We start from the raw sequence: 20,378 nt of genomic DNA on the forward strand, positions 1-20,378 counted from the left end.
CGAACAGCCGGTGGCCTGGAGAGTACCTGGCACGCTCGCTCCGGCGAACACAACAACATGCTTCGAGCGACGAAGGCTCACCGTGGAATCAGAGTGGAAATGCAGTGATGACACAGTGTATGATGTTGGCTTACGGAAGAATTGTAGCATACTTTGTCCGATCTGCAAGCGTCTTTATGCTCCCATTTTTCCAATCAGTTCACGCAACCCATTGAGCCATGCTATCCCCGTCAGCGGACGGCGTCCGGCGGGATGCAGTTCAGTCACCTCAAGGGCACCTGAGCCAGTCAGGATCAGGGGTGCCCCCGAGTCGGCACGGCCAAGCAAGGTGCCAGGGGCTTGCTCAGCGCGCACATCGGGATGGACAACCGCATTGCGTAAACGCAGATCCTGGCCTCGCCAGGTTGTCACGGTACCAGGCCAGGGATCATAGGCACGGATCATCCGCTCGATCACCAGGGCCGGCTTGCTCCAGTCAACGTGTCCATCGGCTTTCGTCAGCATCCGGGTGACCGTTGCGAGCGCATGCTCCTGTGGGCGCGGCGCAAGGCGGCCGGCGGCATAGGGCGGGATTGCTTCAACCAGCAGGCGTGCGCCAAGTCGAAAGAGTTCATCGGTAAGGGAGGCAGCACGAGCATCGGCAGGAAGCGGCACCACCGCCTGGGCCAATATTGGGCCACTATCCATCCCGGGGTCAAGCCGGATAATGGTCACCCCGGTGAACTCGTCACCGGCAAGGATTGCGCCGGTAACCGGCGTCGGCCCCCGATAGAGCGGCAGCAACGAGGGATGGATGTTGAGAAAGCCAAGCGGCGGGAGAGCAAGCACATTACGGCGCAGGATCTCGCCATAGGCAGCCACCACGCCAAGATCAGGCGCACAGGCCGCGATGGTTGCCACCACCTCGGGATCACGCAGGGTTGCAGGTTGCAGCACCGGCAGACCAAGGGCGAGCGCCGCCGTCTTGACCGGAGGGGGCGTCAACTTGCCGCCACGGCCTGCGGGACGGTCGGGTTGGGTGACAACCGCAACCACCTCGTACCCGGCAGCAACCAGCGCTTCGAGGGGATGCACGGCAAACGTCGGGCTGCCCATAAAGATCACACGCATCAGGCATCATCCTTCAACGTAGCAGACAACTCAGGAAAGCGTGTCCGTTCAGCCAGCACCACCAGGGAACGAGGCTGAACGACATAGACTTCGCTGGTAGGTTGGACGGTGCCATCGGCATCGACCGGTGCCGTGTCAACCAGCACTTCCCACGACGGATCATCAGGCCAATCGGGCAAAATGAACGGAATCGGATCATGGCCCGCATTGAAGAGGATCAAGAGGACATCGTCATGTACCGGCTGACCCTGCTCATCGACCTCTTTCATCACGCGCCCGTTGAGCAACAGACCGATACAGCGCAACTCGCTATTATTCCAGAGCCCGGGGCCGATTTCTTGACCATCGGGGCTGAGCCATTCAACATCATACTCGGCACTACCAGGATGCAACGGCCCCTGGAAGAAATTCCGGCGGTGAAGCAACGGATGCTTACGGCGCAGCGCAATCAGACGACGTGTAAAGGCCAGCAGAAGATCGGCTTCGGGATCGGGGGTCCAATCGAGCCACGAGATCGGATTATCCTGGCAATAGGCATTATTATTGCCACCCTGGGTACGACCGCGCTCATCACCAGCGACAAGCATCGGCGTGCCCTGCGAAAGGAAGAGCGTCGCGAGGAAATTGCGCATCTGGCGCAAGCGCATCTCACTGGTGACGGGTTCTTCGGTTGGACCCTCGACCCCACAATTCCAGGAATTATTGTGGTTATCGCCATCGCGATTATCTTCGCCATTGGCGCTATTATGTTTCTCGTTATAGCTAACAAGATCGCGGAGGGTAAAGCCATCGTGGGCCGTCACAAAATTGATGCTATGGTACGGGCGACGCCCATTATGCCGATAGAGATCCATCGAACCCATAATGCGCGACGCAAACTCGGCGGCCTGAGCGCCGTCACCCTTCCAGAACTTGCGCACATTATCGCGATATTTGCCATTCCACTCGGCCCAGGGTGAGGGGAAACGCCCGACCCAATAGCCATCGGGACCAACGTCCCACGGCTCGGCAATCAATTTGACCCGTGAAAGCACCGGATCGAGCTTGATTACATCAAAAAAAGCACTTGGCCGATCGCCCTCGCCACGCACGAGGGTTCGCGCCAAATCAAAGCGGAAGCCATCGACATGCATCTCCGTGACCCAATAGCGGAGGCTATCAATCACGAGCTGCAAGACACGAGGATGGGTTGTATTGAGACTATTGCCGGTACCGGTGTAATCCATATAGTACCGGGGACCATCGGGCACCAGGCGATAGTACGAGGCATTGTCAAGCCCACGGAAAGCAATCGTTGGGCCAAGCTGATTGCCCTCACCGGTATGGTTATAGACCACATCGAGGATCACCTCGATCCCGGCAGCGTGGAGTTGCTTGACCATCTGCTTGAACTCGGCGACCTGTTCACCGCGCCCACTCTTGCGGGCATACCGGGGATCGGGCGCAAAAAAACCGAGGCTCTGATAGCCCCAGTAATTGGTCAGTTCACGCTCAACGAGAAACTGATCATTAAGGAAATGATGGATCGGCAGCAACTCCACCGCCGTCACCCCAAGATCTTTGAGATACGCAATGGCCGGTTTGCTCGCCAGGCCAGCGTAGGTACCACGCAACTCTTTCGGCACATCGGGATGCTGCATCGTAAAGCCCTTGACGTGCAGTTCATAGATGACCGATTCGTGGAGCGGGATATTAGGATGGCGATCATCGCCCCAATCAAAGCGTGGATCAACGACCACCGAACGAGGCACATACGGCGCACTATCGCGTTTGCCGATCGTCAGATCGGTGTACGGACTGCCCACCCGATAGCCATAGAGCGAATTATCCCAGGCGATAACACCAGAAAGCGCATAGGCATACGGATCGATCAAGAGTTTATGCGGATTAAAACGATGTCCGTGGGCAGGCTGATAAGGGCCATAGACACGATAGCCATAGAGTTGACCGGGGGCAAGACCGGGGAGATAGCCATGCCAAATATCCTCGGTGCGTTCGGGCAAAACGATGCGTGTCAACTCACGAGGGGATGCAGGATCGGCAAAGAGACAGAGTTCCACCCTAGTAGCATGGGCCGAAAAGAGGGCAAAATTGACGCCCTCGCCGTCCCAATGAGCCCCAAGTGGATAGGGTTTTCCAGGCCAGATCGAGGACATAAGCTATGAATCCTTATCCTTCTTCTCACGCGAGCGAAAGACAATCACAATTGGCGTACCGCCAAAACCATAGCGCTCACGGAGGCGATTTTCGAGATAGCGGCCATACGACCAATGGACAAGATTGCCATCATTGGCAAAAAAGAGGAAGACCGGCGGTTCCACCTGGGGTTGCACCGCATAATAGAGCCGGAGATGGGCGCCTTTCTGCACCGCCATCGGAGGCATATCGAGGACAGCCTGGCGGAGAAAGGCATTGAGTTCACCGGTGGGCACGCGCTTGAGGCGTTGATCCTGGATTTCATGGGCAAGCTGAACAATGCGTCCGGTGCGTTGCCCATCGAGCGCCGAGATAAAGAGCAACGGCGCATACGAAATAAACTTGAAGGCCTCGCGCACGCGGGCCTCAAACTCATAAAACGTCTGATTATCCTTCTCAATCGCGTCCCATTTGTTGACCAGAATAGCGACGCCCTTGTTCGCATCAAGGATCATCCCGGCGATATGGGTATCCTGGGCGGTCACGCCTTCTACCGCATCAATCAGGAGCAGGGCGACATCACAGCGCTCGATCGCCCGGAGGGCACGCAAGACCGCATACTTCTCGATCCCCCATTCGATCCTACCCGAACGCCGGATCCCGGCGGTATCAATAAGCGTCACCGGCTCGCCATCAACCATAATCGTCGTATCAATGGCATCACGGGTTGTGCCGGGAACCTCCGAGACAACACTGCGCTCGGTGCCAACCAGGCGATTGATCAGACTCGACTTGCCCACATTTGGGCGCCCAACAATCGCAATGCGCAGATGGCGCTCGGTCTCTTCTTCGGGTGGGCGCTCGGGCAACAACTCAACGAGGCGATCAAGCACATCACCCGTTCCGAGGCTATGAAAGGCACTCATCGGAATCGGATCACCGAGGTTTAGTTCATAAAACTCAACCGCATCGAGCGAACGTTCGACGCTATCACACTTATTGACCGCAAGCACAACCCGCCTGGACATCGGACGCAAAATCTCGGCAACCTCACGATCAGCCGTCGTCAACCCATCGCGTCCGTCCACCATAAAAATCATCGCATCGGCCTGATCAATCGCCAGTGTGGCCTGTTCACGCGTCCGGCGAGCCAACTCCTCACTGGGAAGCTCAGGATCATCGCGGCCAAAGAGCAAGCCTGCGGTATCAACAACCGTAAAATCGCGTCCATTCCAGAACGTCTCGCCATAGAGGCGATCCCGGGTGGTGCCGGGTTCATCTTCAATAATTGCGCGTCGCTCACCAATCAACCGGTTAAAAAAGGTTGATTTACCGACATTTGGCCGCCCGATGATCGCGACGATTGGTTTTGCCATAAGAACCTCCATGCGCCCGTCTGGCGCACCATCTCGTGGCATTATACCAAAGGCGCTTGATCTGTGCGGCGAGGGGGGGTTGGGGCCAGCGGTTCCAAAGAAAAAAGGTTCTTCTGGGGAAAGATGCCAGCTTTGCTAGCATCTTTCCCCAGAAGAACCCCGGATTTGAGGGCGACAGCCCTAAAACAAAGCATTCGCCAGTTTACGCCGGTAGGCGGGCACCAGTGGATGCTCATCACCGAGCAACGCAAAGAGACCAAGCAACGCTTTGCGGGCCCCATCGTCGTAGAACGTACGGTCACGCATCACAATCGCCAACAGATCATCCATGGCACTGCTGTAATCACCACGCCGTACCGCCTGAGACGCCTGCTGGTAACGCAAGACCAGTTCGGAAGGCGGGATATCGGCAGGCATGTCAGCGAAAAAATCCTTCAAGGGGAGTGCGGCCTGCGCTCGTGCAAAAAACGGCGAGCCGGCTGGCACCTGGCGGAAGGTTTCGACGCCCTCGGGTTCACCCTGGAGCATCAACAATCGCCCGAGGGCAAACAGCGCCTCGGCATCATCGGGATCATCGCCAAGAATGAGGCGATAGCGCGCAATCGCACCCTGAGGATCGGTCGTTTCGAGTTCGCGGGCCGCCTCAAGCAACGAACCACCCGGAGTGCTCTGCTCACCAACAAAGCCCTTGAGCCAGGTTCGCACCTGTGACTCGGGCAACGCGCCAACAAACTGCTCGACGACCTGACCATTGCTGACCGCCATCACCGCCGGAATGCTCTGCACACGAAACGCCTGCGCAAGCCGCTGGTTCTCATCAACATTGACTTTGGCGAGAATCCAGGCCCCCTTTGCTTCAGCAGCGAGCCGTTCGAGGGTCGGGCCAAGCGTGCGACACGGTCCACACCAGGGTGCCCAGAAGTCAATCACGACTGGAACTTCGCGTGAGCGCTCGATCACTTCCTGTTGAAAATTACGCTCATTCACCTCAACAGTGCCCGCCTTGCCTGCCTCGCCGGGCTGCTTCGTCATACCGCTCAACATAAAACTCCCTCCGCAAATCTTGCTTATCTTCCTTTTATGATCGAGCCAGCGCTCTCATATCTATACCACATGCTGACTCATCGGCTAACTTCGTTGGCCTGTTGGTCAGCATGGCCGATACCCCCCCCTAGTATAGCAGATTTTCCGCTCGACGGCACACGTCTGCGGTGAAGCACCTGATCACCGCAAGACATCGATCCGTGGACGCACCCAGTAGATGCCTTGCGCTGTTGCAGGATCACTGGGGACGATGCGCATCGTCAACCGCCCCGGTTGTCCCGCAAAGGCCGAAAGGTCGGCAAAGATAGGCAACAATTCACCATCGGGTTCTTTGCTCGCTTCAAAGATAAGTTCGTCGTTGAAGCGAATCGTCACCGTGATCGGTGAACTGGTGATCTCTTCGGCAAAACCGAGGCTACCCACCAGGATCTGGCCGCGGATGAGGGCCGGGATAGCATATTCGCCCTGGATAAAGACGTTTTCACCCGGCTGAGGACGCAGTAACCCGCCGCTCAGCGGGGGCACGGTGTAGAGTAAACCGCGATACTCAACGCCATCTTCCAGGGTCGCATCGAGCAGATCGACCCAACCCCCTTGACCCGAGCCGAGCAAAGGGCGTCCGAAGCGAACCGTGCCTTGATCGGTGCTCCAGGCCGCATCACGGGCCAGGCCTGCCAAATCGATCGTGCCAAACGAAGGCGGGACTTCGGTCGTCGCCGTCGGCAACGGCACGGGGGTAGCAGTTGGGGGCGGCACCGCCGTTGGCGGGGGCAGCGTGGTCGGCACCGCCGTTGGCGGGGGCAGCGCGGTCGGCACCGCCGTTGGCTCGGGCAGCGCGGTTGGCACCGCCGTTGGCTCGGGCAGCGCGGTCGCGGTCGGCTCGGGCAGCGGGGTTGCCGTCGGTGGTGCAACCGTGACATAGATGATCGCAACCGTCTCTTGCGCCCCAGCAAACGCCCGCAGCGTAAAATCGGTGCTCTGTTCAGGGCGAAATTCGCGCTGGCCTTGCGGTGGGACATCACCGAAGCGATCAATCACAATGCGCTCGGCCCCAATGACGCTCCACGTCACAACGACCACTTCCCCTGGCGCAGTCAGATCGGGGGTTACGGTAAATTGTTGAATCGTCGGCGCACCAGGTTCAGGCGTGGGAAGCACGGTCGGCGGGAGAACAGGGAGGGTCGCCGTGGCAGGTGGCAAGGTAGCCTCGTCGTCGCCTCGATTGGCGAACAATAACCCGGTGGCGAGCAGGCCAACGAGCACAATAGCCGCAAGTAAGGCGAGCGGCAACCAACCCGGCAGGCTCGCGAGGTGCACAAATTCAGCCTCGCTTACGAGCGGTGCGCCCTCTTCGCGTTCAGCGCGGATGGTGAAACGCCGTGCCTGCGGCCCCCCAAAGAGCCGCCCGGCAGCTTCAACCGTCAGATTGATGCGTGCAGTCTCACCTGGATCAAGCCGAATTTCGTCGCGTTCGAGCACAAAACCGAGGGTTTCGTCTTCATCGGCAAAATTGAGCAGATAGACAGCGGAGGCATTGCCAGTATTGCGAACCAGAATCTGATACCGGGCTGCTTTACGACTCTCGTCACGAGGTGGCGTAATGCGCAGATCGCCCCCCGTATAAGGCAAGACGGTCCACCACATCCGGGTGGTACTCGATTCACCCGTGCCACTGAGCGCACGAGCACGCAAAATAACGGTATAGTCCCCCGCTGGCGCCTCGGAGGAGCGTGGCACACTGATCAGCAAGGACGTCGTTGCCTGTGATCCAGGATCAAGCCGAAGAACCACCGCCTCACCGTCGCGCAGCCAAGCCCCAGGAGCACCCTCAACGGTCAGCCGCACCTCTTCGCTAACCCGTCCAGTATTGGTCAAACGCACCGGCAGCACGACCGAGCTCCCCGGGGTCAGGGTGATCCGCTCTTGCTCAACGCGCACCTCAATGCGTCCCCCGCCGGTTGCCAGCGTTGGGGCCGTACCTGAAGCAACTGGCGCGGGCGGCACAACTGGCACCTCACTCAACAGCGTCGGTTCGGGTTGCGACGCGATCCGCAGGGTAAATGGCCCCACCCGCAACGGAGCCTTGCCATCCCAGGGAACGGGGGTCTGCGGCGGCAGGCGCACATCGTTGAGGCTCGTTCCATTGCTTGAGCCAAGATCCGTTATGGTATACCCGACATCCGTACGCTCGATGCGGAGATGATCGCGTGAGACCTGCGGATGATCGAGAAAGAGGCGGTGCTCGGGCGCGCGACCGGCAACCATTGCGCCGATTGGCACCTCGATTTCGCGGAGCACGCCACCCTGCGAGCCAATAATCTGCAAACGCGGGAGGGGGGCATCTTCAAGGGGTGCGGTAATCCGTACGGTTGGCGCATCCGCCCCACCAGGCAGCGCATAGCGCCCCGGCTCGGTCTGCGCCTCGGAGGATCGAGGCGCAGCCGCCGGCGCCGAGCCAACGGCACGGAGCGTCGCCGCAAGGGCGATCGCGTCGGGGAAACGATCCTCGGGGCGTTTGGCAAGACACCGAAGCACAATTGCCTCGACATCAGCGGGAAGTTGCGGACGCACCATCCGTGGTGGCACAGGCTGCGTACGCAGATGTTTGGGAATTGCCGCCTCGACCGTATCAACCCGGAAAGGCGGCACGCCCACCAGAATTTCGTAGAAGATCACCCCAAACGTATAGATATCCGAGCGCCCATCGAGCACCTGGCCGCGACACTGTTCAGGAGAAAGATAGGCTGGCGCAACAAACGCCTCTTCGGGCAACACCGCCGCCAGGCCAGCCTCAGCCACTTTGAGCAACGTGGGCGGCCCGGTCTCCCCCACGTCAACCAGCAGACTCTCCGGCCTGAGCGCACCGTGCAGCAGGCCATTGGCATGAAGATGGGCAAGGCCATCAGCGACCTGAGCCATCAAATGCAACCAGACCTCAAGTGGCAACTGATCGCGGAGCGGAGAGCCAAGCAAGTCGCGCAGACTCCCACCGTTCAGCATCTCACCAGCGAGGTAGACGCGGTCAAGCGCCTCATCAATATCATAGATCGCGGCCAGGTTGGCATGGCCTAGCGCAGCCACTTCACGGAGCACTGCCAGGAGGCGGGGCTGCAAGCCGGGACGGGCAAGCGCCGCCGGGTCAAAGATCTTGAGCCGGGCGGGTCGCCCGAGGCGAAGATGACTGGCACGATAGACCGGGCCCGTTGCCCCAGCAAAAAGCAGTTCCTCTACCTGATAACCACCAAAAATTTGCCCAACCAGATCAGTCATGCTTCTTCCTTCTTCAGCGCATTTCGCTCCAACCAGAGGTGACAAGGTCATAGCAGCCAGGCGCGACAACCGACGGACTTGTACAGTTTAACTTGCGGCACGCTCAAGCGTCAACGCACGATACCGTACCAGATGAGCAGGCCGATCAATATCGAGGGCGAGCGTTGGTGACTGATAGATCGTGACGTGCAACCCACGTGCAGCGGCCTCGGCCTGATGGCGCATCGCACTTGCGAGGCCAAAAGAGAACGGAATGAGCGCCTGGCGGCGCAAACCGAGCGCATTGGTACCCTCGTTAGCGGCATCGGGGGCAATGACGGCATCGGCTCCAGCGGCCAGCAGCGTCGTCATTGCCACGGCATCCTCGGGCGTCATCAGCGGCACATCGCCCGGAACGACCAGCACCGCCTCGGCACCAGCGGCAAAAGCCGCAGTGCGCGCCTGCTCAAGCGCCAGATTGAGTTCGCCCCCAATCTCGTGGAGCACCGACGCACCCCAGGCTGCGCCAGCCTCAAGCACCACCGGGTCGGCACTGACCAACCAGATCACCTCGAACCCGATCGCAGGATCGCGCAGGGTACGCAAAACACGCTCGAGCATCTCGAGCACCAGGGCATGGCGCGCCGCCGGGGTCAGCACCTCGGCCAGGCGACTCTTGGCCTGATAGAGCGTCTTGACGGGCACGATCGCGTGGAACTTCATCCGGCACCAGGGTTCGCATCAGGTGCAGGCCCATGCCTCGCCTGGCGCACCTGATCCGCCAGTGCAAGCGTTACCGCAGCAAGATGGGCCTTTTCGGCGGGGCCACGCATAATCGTATCCGTGACCGCAACCTGAAGACCGAGGGCCGCAATCGCTGGCGCAAGGTCAGCGTCAACCTGGTCAATCACGATGCCATCAATCAAATCGGCGTAGGCGCGGGCCACCCCAAGGGCCGAGACCTCCATCCCCATGGCTTGCATCAGTGGTGCAGCTGGCCCCTTGATAGCCGCGCCACCGACAATCGGGCTCACCGCGACCACCGGCACCCGCGCCGAGCGGATGGCCTCGCGCATCCCGGGGAGGCTGACAATCGGGCCGACACTGACGACCGGATTGCTTGGCGCAATCAAGATTGCCTCGGCCTCGGCACATGCCGCAAGCGCATCAGGGCTAGGCAACGCCCGGCCGGCGGCGTGGAGGCGCACCCCGGTCACACGATCCTGGGCACGACGGCGGACGAAATACTCTTCAAAATGCATCTCGCCCACGGGCGTCAGAATATGGGTTGGCGCGGGATCATCGCTCATCGGCAGAAGCTTGACCGCCACCCCGAGCGCCTGGCAAAACTGATCGGCGATTGCGGTCAACGACTCCCCTTCACTCAGCAGCGCCGTACGCCGGATATGGAGGGCAAGATCGCGGTCGCCGAGCTTGAACCAGGTCGGCCCACCAAGGCGGCCAAGCCACTGCATGCACTCATCGGTATCACCAGCAATGCCCCAGCCCTGCTCACGATCAATCAGATCGGCAAGCGTACACGTCACAATATCAAGATCGGGCGAAATCACCAACCCGTGCAACACAAAATCATCACCTGTATTGACAACTGCCGTCACTGTCGCGGGTGGCACCACCTGCACCACCCCCTCAAGAAAACGTGCTGCGCCCACCCCGCCAGCGAGCACTGTGAGCATACTGCTTCCTTTATCTCTAAAGCGAGCCACTGCTTCGCTCTGTTCCGAAGACAAGGTTTCAGGGAGCTTTCCAGTTTACGCTCATCGTAGTGCCGACTTCAGTCGGCTTCCGGCTCAGCCGACTGAAGTCGGCACTACCGTCGAGTGTAACGCTGATCCGGCCCTTCTGAAACCATGCCTAAGCAACAAAACCCGCCTGAGACCTCACAGGTCTTGAAGACCTGTGAGGTCTTACACCCTGTTTTTGGCCCGCAGGCCATGTAGTACTCAGGGTGACACAACCCCAGAAAACGTCGTTCACCCACCACTGAAGTCTGTCAACATGGTACAGGAGATATGCATCAGGCGCAACCACACTTCCCCTCAAAACATGCGCAAACGACGCAGCCAGCGCAAAGGGTAGCCAAACGCCCGCGCCCCCAACGCGCCGCCATCAAGCATCAGACGCACCCGGCTCAACGCAATTGCATCGGTCTCGCGACGCAGCGTCAAGCGGGTAGGTAGATCGGAGGTATTGACAATGGTGATCGCTTGGCTCCAGACATCGGTGCGCCAATTGCGGATCAAGCGGGCCGTACACCATTCGTCAAGCGGGCCAGCAGCAAGATCAACGAACTGCATCAGGCGGGCATAGGGGGCAACAACCTCGTCTTGCACACGATCAATCGTCTCACCAATCACCACATTGACCATGGCATGATCGTCAAAACGCAACCTACGCCCGGCGGGTGACAGATCCGACCACTCTGGTTCAAGCATATCGGCGATTACCTGTACCAGATCATAGTTAATATGGGCATTGATGCCAAGGAGCAGATGTTTAATCAAAGGGGTTGTCGGTTCTTTCGCCAGATCAAAGGCATACTGCCAGACCACCGGGAGATCGACGGCAGCGTGATCATACGCTTCAATAGCCGTGAAATAGTAGCCCGCAAAATTATGGATCAGATCCCCGACCCAGGCTGGATCGTGAAAGCGCCCGTTCGCGACACCCAGGATCATATTATCGGTCATCCGCAGATAGCACGCCAGGAAAACCGCACGCTGATCGCCAACGCTTTCCCAGGCGGCAATTTGCGTAGTCATACTTGCAAGAAGCTCACCATCTCTCGTCATCGCCAGGCACTCCCTCCAAACTATTCCCAATGCACCACGAGTTCATCAAGCGAACGCCGTGGACGGCGGACAGGATCGCGGGCGGGATACCCAAGCGGGATCAGCGCATGGGGCGCAAGGTCATCGGCAAGGCCGAGGGCCGCCCGTACGGTCGCCTGGCAGAAGAGGGGCGCACACATCCAACCTCCATCAAAGCCCTGGGCATAGGCCGCCAGGAGCAAATTCTGCACCGCGCACCCAAGGCTCTGGATCGCCATGATATGCTCGGCGTCCTGGCGTTCAGCATCGGGATAGACATCAAGATCGGCGAGGTAGAGGCAGGGCACAATCACCACGGGCGCGCCCGTAATGCGCTCGTGGGATTTACGAAAACGCAGGTCAATCGTCGCCGCATCCTGCCCATCGAGAGACAGTTGGCGTCGCCACTCGGCCCCCATCGCATCGGCAAGGCGCAGCTTGGCCTCAGGCGTGGTCAGCACCACAAAACGCCAGGGCTGGCGGCCATGCGGCGACGGGGCCCAGCGAGCCGCTTCGAGGAGAAGCTCAATCTGCTCACGCGTCAGTGGATCAGGGCGAAAGGCGCGCACACTGCGACGCCCACGGATCAAGGTTAACCATTCCATAGCAGCAACCCTAGCGAAAGAGATCAAACCGTGGCTCGCGGATCAATTGTTGCGCACGGGCCTCGTCATCGCGGGTATAGCTATACCCACGCACGAGAGCCACCGGAACGCGGTCAATCTTGCCCATCACCAATTCGGCGGCACTGGCAAGCTCGTCGGCAACCGCGATCACCGAGGCATGCATGGTATAGCCATAGGGATCATCGATGCCACCGTAGTCGCTGAGCGGCTTGAGGCCAGCGCAGCCAATGGCAACATTGACCTGGCCTTCGCGCCACGGTCGCCCGAAGGTATCCGAGATGACGACGGCGACTTCAGTGCCCGTCGCCTCGCGCAGCGCGGCTCGCAACGCACGGGCACTGGCATCAGGATCAACTGGCAACAGACAGACGATCTGCCCACCGGCAACATTCGACTCATCCACACCACTATTGGCGCAGACGAGACCGTGGTGCGTCTCGGTGATCAAAACCCCATTCGCCATCCTGACAATGCGGCGGCTCTCGCGCAGCACCACCTCTTGAAAGTTGGCCTCTTTGCGACCCTGGGCCGCAATTTGATGCGCAAACGCTGAAGGCTCGATGGTCGCCGGATCAACCAGACGACCCTCGGCCTTCGAGACAATTTTGTGGGTCACGACAAGCACATCGCCATCAAGCAAGGTCAGCCCACTGGTTTCAAGTGCCGTAAGTAGAAGCGTCGCCAAATCATCACCGGGGGCAACCTCACCGATGCCGTGAACAGGAAGAATGCGGATCTCAGACTGCATAGCGAACCTTATAAATAACGACCGGCAATCAGCTGCAGACGCTCGCGGGCTTCAGCAGGGATGCGTGTACGGTCAGTCAGAATAGCCGTTGCCAGCGCACTGTGGGCAGCGCTGACAAAACCATCGCCGATCAGCGTGACCGCATGGGCGACAATCTGTTGGGCCAGCGTCGCGTTGGCAAGCAGCACAGCAACAACCGCATCAACCGTCACCGCATCGTGGTTGGGATGCCAGACATCGTAGTCGGTGACCATCGCCATCGTTGCGTAAGCAATTTCGGCTTCGCGGGCGAGCTTGGCCTCGGGCAAAGCCGTCATGCCAATCAATGCATGCCCACGGCGGCGGTTCTCTTCGCTCTCGGCGATCGTCGAAAAAGCCGGGCCTTCCATCACCACCAGCGTCCCACCGCGATGCACCGTCGCCCCGGCTGCTTGTGATGCCTCGTACAGCCGCTCGCAAAGCAATGGGCAGAAGGGTCGCTCAAAGCCAACATGCGCTACCACGCCCCCTTCAAAGAAAGTGGCCGGACGAACGCCTTTTGTTCGATCAAAAATCTGATCAGGGATCACAACCTGCCCGGGGGCATAGTCTTCGCGCAGCGAGCCAACCGCACTCACCGAGATCAGGTATTGCACCCCGAGTTGCTTGAACGCATGAATATTGGCCCGTGCGGGCACCTCAGATGGATTCAGGCGATGGCCGCGACCGTGACGCGGCAAAAAGGCGACCCGTTTGCCAGCGATCGTGCCAAGCACAAACTGGTCACTTGGCTCACCATACGGCGTCGTGAGCGCGACTTCCTCAACGTCAGCCAACCCCTCCATCCCATACAGTCCACTGCCACCAATGACGCCAATCATTGCCTCAGGCATGAAATGCTCCTCTTCCAGGTTAGAATCTACCATACCAAGAGTATACCCGATCTCCAGGCAGACAGCTTTGCGCTACAATACCCGCAGAGAACTTCTACGTAAAGGAGCTTGTTATGCGTGCTGTTGAACTGCATTACCAGGCGCATGCTGGTGGTGAACCAACCCTGCTCTTGATGCATGGCTTGACCGCTAATTGTCGCTGCTTTGATGTCGTGGCCGCACACCTGGCGCCGACCTTCGGCGTCATTGCGCCTGATCTGCGTGGGCGCGGGGCGAGTCCCAAGCCAGATGAGGGCTATTGTATGGCAGATCATGCCGCTGATATCCTGGCGCTGCTCGACCAACTGGGAATCGAGCGTAGCATCATCGGCGGGCATTCATTTGGTGGCTTGCTTTCGCTCTACCTTGCGGCCAACTATCCCGAACGGGTTGCGGCTGTCATCCTGATTGATGCCGCGATCAGCGCGGCAAGCGAACGAACCCGCGAACTGATCCGGCCTGCGCTCGCCCGCCTCGAACGCTCGTACCCTTCCTTTGAAGCCTTCCTGGATCTGATCCGGGCCGCACCCTACTATGACGGGTGGATATGGGATCCAGCGGTCGAGAGTTATTATCAGGCGGATGTGGCGACCGAGGCTGATGGCAGCGTCCATCCTCGGGCGCGTCCTGCCCATATTGCGGCGGCTGCCGATGGGGTCATTGCCGAACCCTGGCGCGAACACCTGGCACAGGTTAGCTGTCCCGTCTTGATGCTGCATGCCACGGGATCATACGGCCCTCTAGGTGCCCCACCGATCTTCAGCCAGGAACAGGCCGACGAAACGCGCAGCCTGCTCAGCAACTGTACCTACATCCATGTTCCCGGCAATCACCAGACCATGCTCTATGGCACAGGCGCAGAAGCCCTTGGCGCGGCGATCAGCCGCTGGATCTTTGAAATGTAGTATTTTTAGGTAGGATGACCTGGATACATAAGCAAATAGTGATGACCATACAAAAGCCGGAGGAATAGTCATGTTTACAGGTATTGTCGAAGAGGTAGGACGGGTAATCCAGATTGTCGGTGATCAAGAACGTGACAACATCCTGACGATTGCGAGCCGCGTCGCTCGCGAGGGAGCGCGTCTCGGTGACAGCATTGCCATCAATGGGACGTGTCTCACGGTGACGGATCTCGCGACGGATCAGTTTCGTGTGGGGCTGAGTCCTGAAACCCTGCGCCGTACCAATCTCGGACAACTGCAGGTCGGCGACCCAGTCAATCTCGAACGCTCGCTGACCTTTGGCGGACGGATGGGAGGGCATTATGTCCAGGGCCATGTGGATGGCATCGGCGTAATCGTTGGGGTTGTCCCCGAGGGTGATGCAAAGCGCATCCGCATTCAACCACCAAGCCAATTAATGCCCTATATCGTTGAGAAGGGCTATATCGCGGTTGATGGGGTAAGCTTGACAGTGGCGGATCTGGACGAGACAACGTTTACCATCGCGATGATCGCCTACACCCAACAGGCCGTCATCATGGGGCAGCAGACCGAGGATGCCATCGTCAATCTGGAGGTCGATATCATTGCAAAGTATGTCGAGCGCCTGACCCAGGCGTACCGTGGCGAGGCATCCTAGTGCCTCGCCACGTGCTGTACCTGCGGTAGCGTTGCGTTCCTGTTCGTCGGAGGTGATGCGCATCTACTTGGGCGAGCCCACTCATACGATCGGCCCGTCAGCTATGACGAAGCGGTGCGGGGACTTGCCCAGGGCACATCAGGTTTAGCAGCGCGGGCATTCGCAGCGCGGGCGGCGACAAAGAGGAAATCTGAGAGCCGATTGAGATAGATCAGGATCTGTGGATTGACATCTTCATCTTCGTGCTGAATAAGACTCACGACCCAGCGTTCTGCACGGCGACAGATCGTACGAGCGAGATGAACATGGGCAGCCGCAGAGGTACCACCGGGCAGAATAAACTGGCGCAGCGGCGCAAGTTCGGCTTCCAACTGATCAATTGACGCCTCAAGAAACGCAATCTCGGCCTCAGAGACACGCGGAACAAGGGCATGTTCACCAGGAGTGGCAAGATCGGCACCCACAACAAAGAGTTGATTTTGAACTTCAGACAGCAACGCATCTAACCCGGCATCGAGCCCCGAGGCACGGGCAACACCAACAGCAGCATTGCACTCATCGGTCGTACCATAGGCATGGACACGCAGGTCATCTTTTGGCACGCGCTGACCACCAAAAAGGCCTGTTTCGCCGCTATCGCCAGTTCGTGTGTAGATTTTCATGTTTTTCTTTTCATCACTGAAACACAAAGCCAGCAAAGCTGGCTTTGTGTTTCGTAACATAGACATCCTCTAGAGTCATTGTACAATGAGGCCCATGCTTTGACAAGACAGCGATTTCCAAACCTCAGAGCTCTCCGATGGTTGGCAAGCTATGCTATACTGCCTGTAGGATCAGTTGTACCTGTTTCACAGGCGAACCGCTTCGGCAACTTGCGAATCTATTCGTGCGAGCGGGTTGGACAGATGACCCGCCGATGACGCGGAATGGTCTGTCGTTCCGCACCGATGGGTGCTATCTTGTACATGCTTCAGGATCACGATGATAAGCCCGCTCATGAGTGCGGGGTTTTTGGCATTGTTGCCACCGACGCTGATGTCGCACGCTTGACCTTTTTTGGGCTCTATGCGCTGCAACATCGCGGGCAAGAGAGTGCCGGAATCGCGGTAGCAAATGGGCGTACGATCCGTTCGCACAAAGCAATGGGTCTGGTTTCCCAGGTTTTCAATGAAGAGAATTTGCGCCCACTGACCGGTCATCTGGCGATTGGACATACGCGCTATTCAACAACCGGGTCGTCACGCCTCGAAAATGCCCAGCCGTTTGTGGTCGAGAGTGTGCTCGGGCCACTGGCAGTGGGGCATAACGGCAATCTGACGAATGCGGCAACCTTGCGCCAGGAGTTGCTGACGCGTGGCGTTGGGCTCACCGGGTCGAGTGATTCTGAGGTGATTACGCAGATGCTCGCCGGTGGTGAAGGACGTACCTGGGAAGAGAAATTTAAGGTTTTTATGGTGCGCGCCCAGGGGGCCTACTGTCTGACGGTCTTGACCCGCGATGCCCTTTTTGCTGTCCGTGATCCGCTTGGTCTCCACCCGATGTGCCTTGGTCGTCTCGGTGAGCGAGGGTGGGTGGTTGCCTCAGAGAGTTGTGCGCTGGGCACGATCGGTGCATCGTTTGAACGGGAGATCGAGCCGGGCGAGATCCTGATGATCACCACGGAAGGACCGCGCACAATCGCGCATATGCCGGCGCATAAACCCGCCGAGTGCCTCTTTGAGTATATCTATTTTGCCCGCCCTGATAGTCTGTTGCACGGCAAAGCGCTGCACGCGGTTCGCGTCGCGCAAGGGCGTGAGTTGGCTCGTGAGGCTCCCGCCGAGGCTGATGTTGTGATCCCAGTACCCGATAGTGCCACCCCAGCGGCGATTGGCTATGCTCAGGCGTCGGGCTTGCCCTATTCAGAAGGTCTCATTAAGAATCGCTATATCGGGCGGACGTTCATTCAACCTGATGACCAGTTGCGTCAGGTGGGCATTGCCCTGAAATTCAATGCCCTGACCGATAATCTGGCTGGCAAGCGCGTGGTCATGATTGACGATAGCATTGTGCGGGGCAATACCAGTGGGCCGATTGTCCGGCTCTTGCGTGAGGCAGGGGCCAGCGAGGTTCATGTGCGGGTTTCGTCACCTCCCATCCGCCATCCCTGTTTTCTTGGGGTCGATATGGCAACTTATCCCGAATTGATTGCCCATCGCCTGACCATTCCCCAGATTTGTGAGCATCTTGGGGCCGATAGCCTCGCCTATCTGAGCCTCGAAGGGCTGATCAATGCCAGTCGTCACGGGGATGACACGTTCTGCCGTGGCTGTTTCACCGGCAAATATCCCGTTGACATTGAGCTGGTCAATAAAGAAATTTTTGAGTTGCGCTAGCAACATGAGGTGGAGCGACAACCTCGGATGCAGATACACGAACTTCATATAACGATCGAGGGCATTGCTCAAGGCGGGGATGGGGTAGGGCGGAGTGACGGGATGGTGGTCTTTGCGCGTGGCGGTCTGCCCGGTGAAGAAGTCCGTGTCCGTCTGACCGAACGCAAAAGTAGTTATGCCCGTGGCGAGGTCGTTGAGGTGATCACCGCTTCACCCGACCGCGTCCAGCCTGTGCTTGCCACCAGCAATCACGCGCCCTGGCAGCACATTGCCTATGAGGCGCAGGTGCGCTTCAAAGAGACCATCTTGCGCGAACAACTGGCGAAACTAGCCGGCGTGGATCGTGCCCCGCTTCGTCCGATGCTTGTTGCCCCGCATCCCTGGGGCTACCGTAATGCGGCGACCCTTCACTGCGATGGAAGCGCCTGTGGCTATTATGCCAGTGGGAGTCGTACGGTGATCGATTTGCCGCATGACCCGCTGTTGCTGCCTGCCCTCAATGAGGCGCTCGTTGGGCTGCGCAAGGTTGTCGCTGAATCAGACGCGGTAATAGGTTCGCGGCTACGTCTGGTGCGCGAGGTCAGTCTGCGGACGAGTGGAGCTTTTGGGTATAGCCTGGGCACCCTGCATCCCGCGCCGGGGGCCGACCCTGCCGCCCTGCAGCGCCTGGCTCACGCCTGGTTCGACGAGGTAGCGTCGCTTGCCGGCGTGTGCCTCGATGACGCCGAGTTTCACCGAACCCACAAGGCCATCGTGGGGGTCGCATCGTTGCACGATACCCTGGACGAGATTGTCTTTTCGCTAAGCCCAACCAGTTTTTTTCAGGTGAATCTGCCCCAGGCCGAGCAAATGTTGGCACTGGTCAAACAAGCCCTCGAGCCAGCGCCAGGGCAGCATCTGCTTGATCTCTACAGTGGGGTTGGCACCTTTGCTTTGCCCCTGGCAGCAGCAGGGGCAAAAGTGACAGCGATTGAAGATCACTGGGATGCCGTGACTGATGGTGAACGTTCAGCTGCACTCAATGGCATTGGCGGCGTGAATTTTCTGCGGGCCTCGGTGGAACGAGCCCTCGTGCGGATGGAGGAACGGTTCGATGGCGTTGTGCTCGATCCGCCGCGCCGCGGGTGCCATCCGAGTGTGCTTACCGAACTGATCCGCCTGGCCCCCCCATGCATTGTCTATATCTCGTGCCACCCAGGAATTCTTGGGCGCGATCTGATGCCTCTGCTCCGCGCCGGGTATCAGATCCAACTGCTGCAACCGATTGATCTCTTTCCGCAAACGCCGCATATCGAAACGCTGGTCGTATTGCAACAGGCTGCGTTGCCCGATCCGCAGTAAGCCAGCAAAACATGACGCTTGTGCCCACGAAAACGGCCAGTGAGACTGGCCGTTTTCGTGGGCACAAGCGTCAGCCCTAAATCATGGGCAAAAAGAGTTGCCAGCCCTGAGTTGGTGGGGCAAAGGGGGTCTCGCTCGCCCAGTGACGGCTCGGGTCGTTCTGGATCGGGTTGAGTATGCCAGGACTGGCGTTGCCTAGTGCATCGGTGATCGTGCGCTCTTCCCCTTCATCAAAGCGATAGAGCGCAACACTGTGCTGATCAGCTTGATGAGGTGCATCTGGCCGCTGGAATGCACTGGTGTAACGCACCACGCTGGAGAGATGAATGTCGTCCAGGTAACCAGCAAACCCGAGGCTCCCAGGATAGTCGTGCTTTTCGGCGGCGAAGACGAGATATGGATCACTGAGCGGCCAGTCGGTTGTACGTCCGAGGGGATAGGCCAGATCGCCCGCAGGCCCGTTGGTCGAGCCATCGAGTTGCCCATCAACAAAGATGCGCATCTGACCTGTCATATTCCGTGTGACCGCAACGTGATGCCACTGATTTGTCGTGACAACGGTTTCACCAACGAGCAAGTGATCATTGTTGCCCGTATTGACGCCAAAAACAATGCGCCCAGCACACAGAGCTATGCCATAGTCAGGAATATCGTCACCAAAGACATCACGGTCAATGATGATGTTGCCATAGTACCATCCCTGCCCCGTACAATCGCCGGCGCTATTTTCAGCGGCTTCGGCTTTCATCCAAAATTCAAGCGTAAAATCACCACCGATGTTCACAGGATTTGAACTAGTGAGACGACCCTGGGCGTCAAGTGGCCCAAGAGGGATCTTGACGCGATCACGGTCATTGGTATTCGTACCAAAAAAACGCAGGGCAAAGCCGCGCTGTGTCGCGGGGACAGGCGCGGCAGCCGCTGTCGGTGTGTCCGCCGTCGGTGCGGTAGCCACCGTCGGTACGGTGGCACCACAGGTATTGAGCAGCAGCAAGACCAGGGGCAGATAGGCCATGAGTCTTGTCAGATGGCGCAACGATGGCATGT

General features: G+C 58.8%; 17 protein-coding genes. 4 read left to right on the forward strand and 13 right to left on the reverse strand.

The window, feature by feature from the left end:
- Nucleotides 1-174: 174 nt before the first annotated feature.
- The 11 genes from fmt to mtnP all read right to left on the reverse strand — a co-directional run bounded on the left by fmt (nt 175) and on the right by mtnP (nt 13,992).
- Nucleotides 175-1,110: a methionyl-tRNA formyltransferase gene (gene fmt, locus EYB53_RS09965; protein WP_135478042.1), complete on the reverse strand. Its 936-nt coding sequence runs from the start codon at nt 1,108-1,110 to the stop codon at nt 175-177.
- A complete protein-coding gene (glgX, locus tag EYB53_RS09970; RefSeq protein WP_135478043.1) occupies nt 1,110-3,266 on the reverse strand; it encodes a glycogen debranching protein GlgX in 2,157 nt (718 codons plus the stop codon). The genes fmt and glgX overlap by 1 nt, the downstream gene beginning before the upstream one ends.
- Nucleotides 3,267-3,269: 3 nt before the next feature.
- Nucleotides 3,270-4,622, reverse strand: coding sequence for a ribosome biogenesis GTPase Der (gene der, locus EYB53_RS09975; protein WP_135478044.1), 1,353 nt, complete (start codon nt 4,620-4,622; stop codon nt 3,270-3,272).
- A gap of 180 nt (nt 4,623-4,802) precedes the next feature.
- Nucleotides 4,803-5,654 (reverse strand): thioredoxin, encoded by an 852-nt coding sequence (gene trxA, locus EYB53_RS09980; protein ID WP_254151003.1) that lies wholly within the window; start codon nt 5,652-5,654, stop codon nt 4,803-4,805.
- A gap of 192 nt (nt 5,655-5,846) precedes the next feature.
- Nucleotides 5,847-8,936 (reverse strand): FHA domain-containing serine/threonine-protein kinase, encoded by a 3,090-nt coding sequence (locus EYB53_RS09985; RefSeq protein ID WP_167857332.1) that lies wholly within the window; start codon nt 8,934-8,936, stop codon nt 5,847-5,849.
- Between the two features lie 87 nt (nt 8,937-9,023).
- Nucleotides 9,024-9,638, reverse strand: a complete 615-nt coding sequence (gene cofC, locus EYB53_RS09990) for a 2-phospho-L-lactate guanylyltransferase (protein WP_135478047.1) — start codon at nt 9,636-9,638, stop codon at nt 9,024-9,026.
- Nucleotides 9,635-10,612, reverse strand: coding sequence for a 2-phospho-L-lactate transferase (gene cofD, locus EYB53_RS09995; protein WP_135478048.1), 978 nt, complete (start codon nt 10,610-10,612; stop codon nt 9,635-9,637). Before cofD ends, cofC begins: the two co-directional genes overlap by 4 nt.
- A 363-nt stretch (nt 10,613-10,975) precedes the next feature.
- Entirely contained in the window at nt 10,976-11,728 is a 753-nt protein-coding gene (locus EYB53_RS10000; protein ID WP_256439695.1) for a DUF5995 family protein, read from the reverse strand.
- A 20-nt stretch (nt 11,729-11,748) separates the two neighbouring features.
- Nucleotides 11,749-12,351: a nitroreductase family protein gene (locus EYB53_RS10005; RefSeq protein ID WP_135478050.1), complete on the reverse strand. Its 603-nt coding sequence runs from the start codon at nt 12,349-12,351 to the stop codon at nt 11,749-11,751.
- Between the two features lie 10 nt (nt 12,352-12,361).
- Nucleotides 12,362-13,120 carry a coenzyme F420-0:L-glutamate ligase gene (cofE, locus tag EYB53_RS10010; protein ID WP_135478051.1) on the reverse strand — a complete coding sequence of 253 codons (759 nt, stop codon included), beginning with the start codon at nt 13,118-13,120 and terminating at the stop codon, nt 12,362-12,364.
- A gap of 8 nt (nt 13,121-13,128) precedes the next feature.
- On the reverse strand, nt 13,129-13,992 hold the full coding sequence (gene mtnP, locus EYB53_RS10015) for an S-methyl-5'-thioadenosine phosphorylase (protein ID WP_135478052.1): 864 nt from the start codon (nt 13,990-13,992) through the stop codon (nt 13,129-13,131).
- Between the two features lie 113 nt (nt 13,993-14,105).
- Here mtnP and EYB53_RS10020 point away from each other — a divergent pair, with 113 nt between their 5' ends.
- Nucleotides 14,106-14,936, forward strand: a complete 831-nt coding sequence (locus tag EYB53_RS10020; RefSeq protein ID WP_135478053.1) for an alpha/beta fold hydrolase — start codon at nt 14,106-14,108, stop codon at nt 14,934-14,936.
- Between the two features lie 70 nt (nt 14,937-15,006).
- Nucleotides 15,007-15,615, forward strand: a complete 609-nt coding sequence (gene ribE, locus EYB53_RS10025; RefSeq protein ID WP_135478054.1) for a riboflavin synthase — start codon at nt 15,007-15,009, stop codon at nt 15,613-15,615.
- Nucleotides 15,616-15,716: 101 nt separating this feature from the next.
- On the opposite strand, the gene EYB53_RS10030 is transcribed toward ribE, so the two are convergent.
- Complete coding sequence (locus EYB53_RS10030; RefSeq protein WP_135478055.1) at nt 15,717-16,277, reverse strand: cob(I)yrinic acid a,c-diamide adenosyltransferase; 561 nt, start codon at nt 16,275-16,277, stop codon at nt 15,717-15,719.
- Between the two features lie 303 nt (nt 16,278-16,580).
- Between EYB53_RS10030 and purF the strand changes: the two genes are divergently transcribed.
- Together purF and rlmD are read left to right on the forward strand one after the other, a co-directional pair.
- Entirely contained in the window at nt 16,581-17,990 is a 1,410-nt protein-coding gene (gene purF / locus EYB53_RS10035; RefSeq protein ID WP_254151004.1) for an amidophosphoribosyltransferase, read from the forward strand.
- A 27-nt stretch (nt 17,991-18,017) separates the two neighbouring features.
- Nucleotides 18,018-19,331, forward strand: a complete 1,314-nt coding sequence (gene rlmD / locus EYB53_RS10040; RefSeq protein ID WP_216863628.1) for a 23S rRNA (uracil(1939)-C(5))-methyltransferase RlmD — start codon at nt 18,018-18,020, stop codon at nt 19,329-19,331.
- A gap of 76 nt (nt 19,332-19,407) precedes the next feature.
- Here the strand turns inward: rlmD and EYB53_RS10045 are convergent, their stop codons facing one another.
- Nucleotides 19,408-20,376, reverse strand: coding sequence for a LamG domain-containing protein (locus EYB53_RS10045; RefSeq protein ID WP_254151005.1), 969 nt, complete (start codon nt 20,374-20,376; stop codon nt 19,408-19,410).
- Nucleotides 20,377-20,378 lie beyond the last annotated feature (2 nt).

The organism is Candidatus Chloroploca mongolica, assembly GCF_004762035.2.
GTDB lineage: Bacteria > Chloroflexota > Chloroflexia > Chloroflexales > Chloroflexaceae > Chloroploca > Chloroploca mongolica.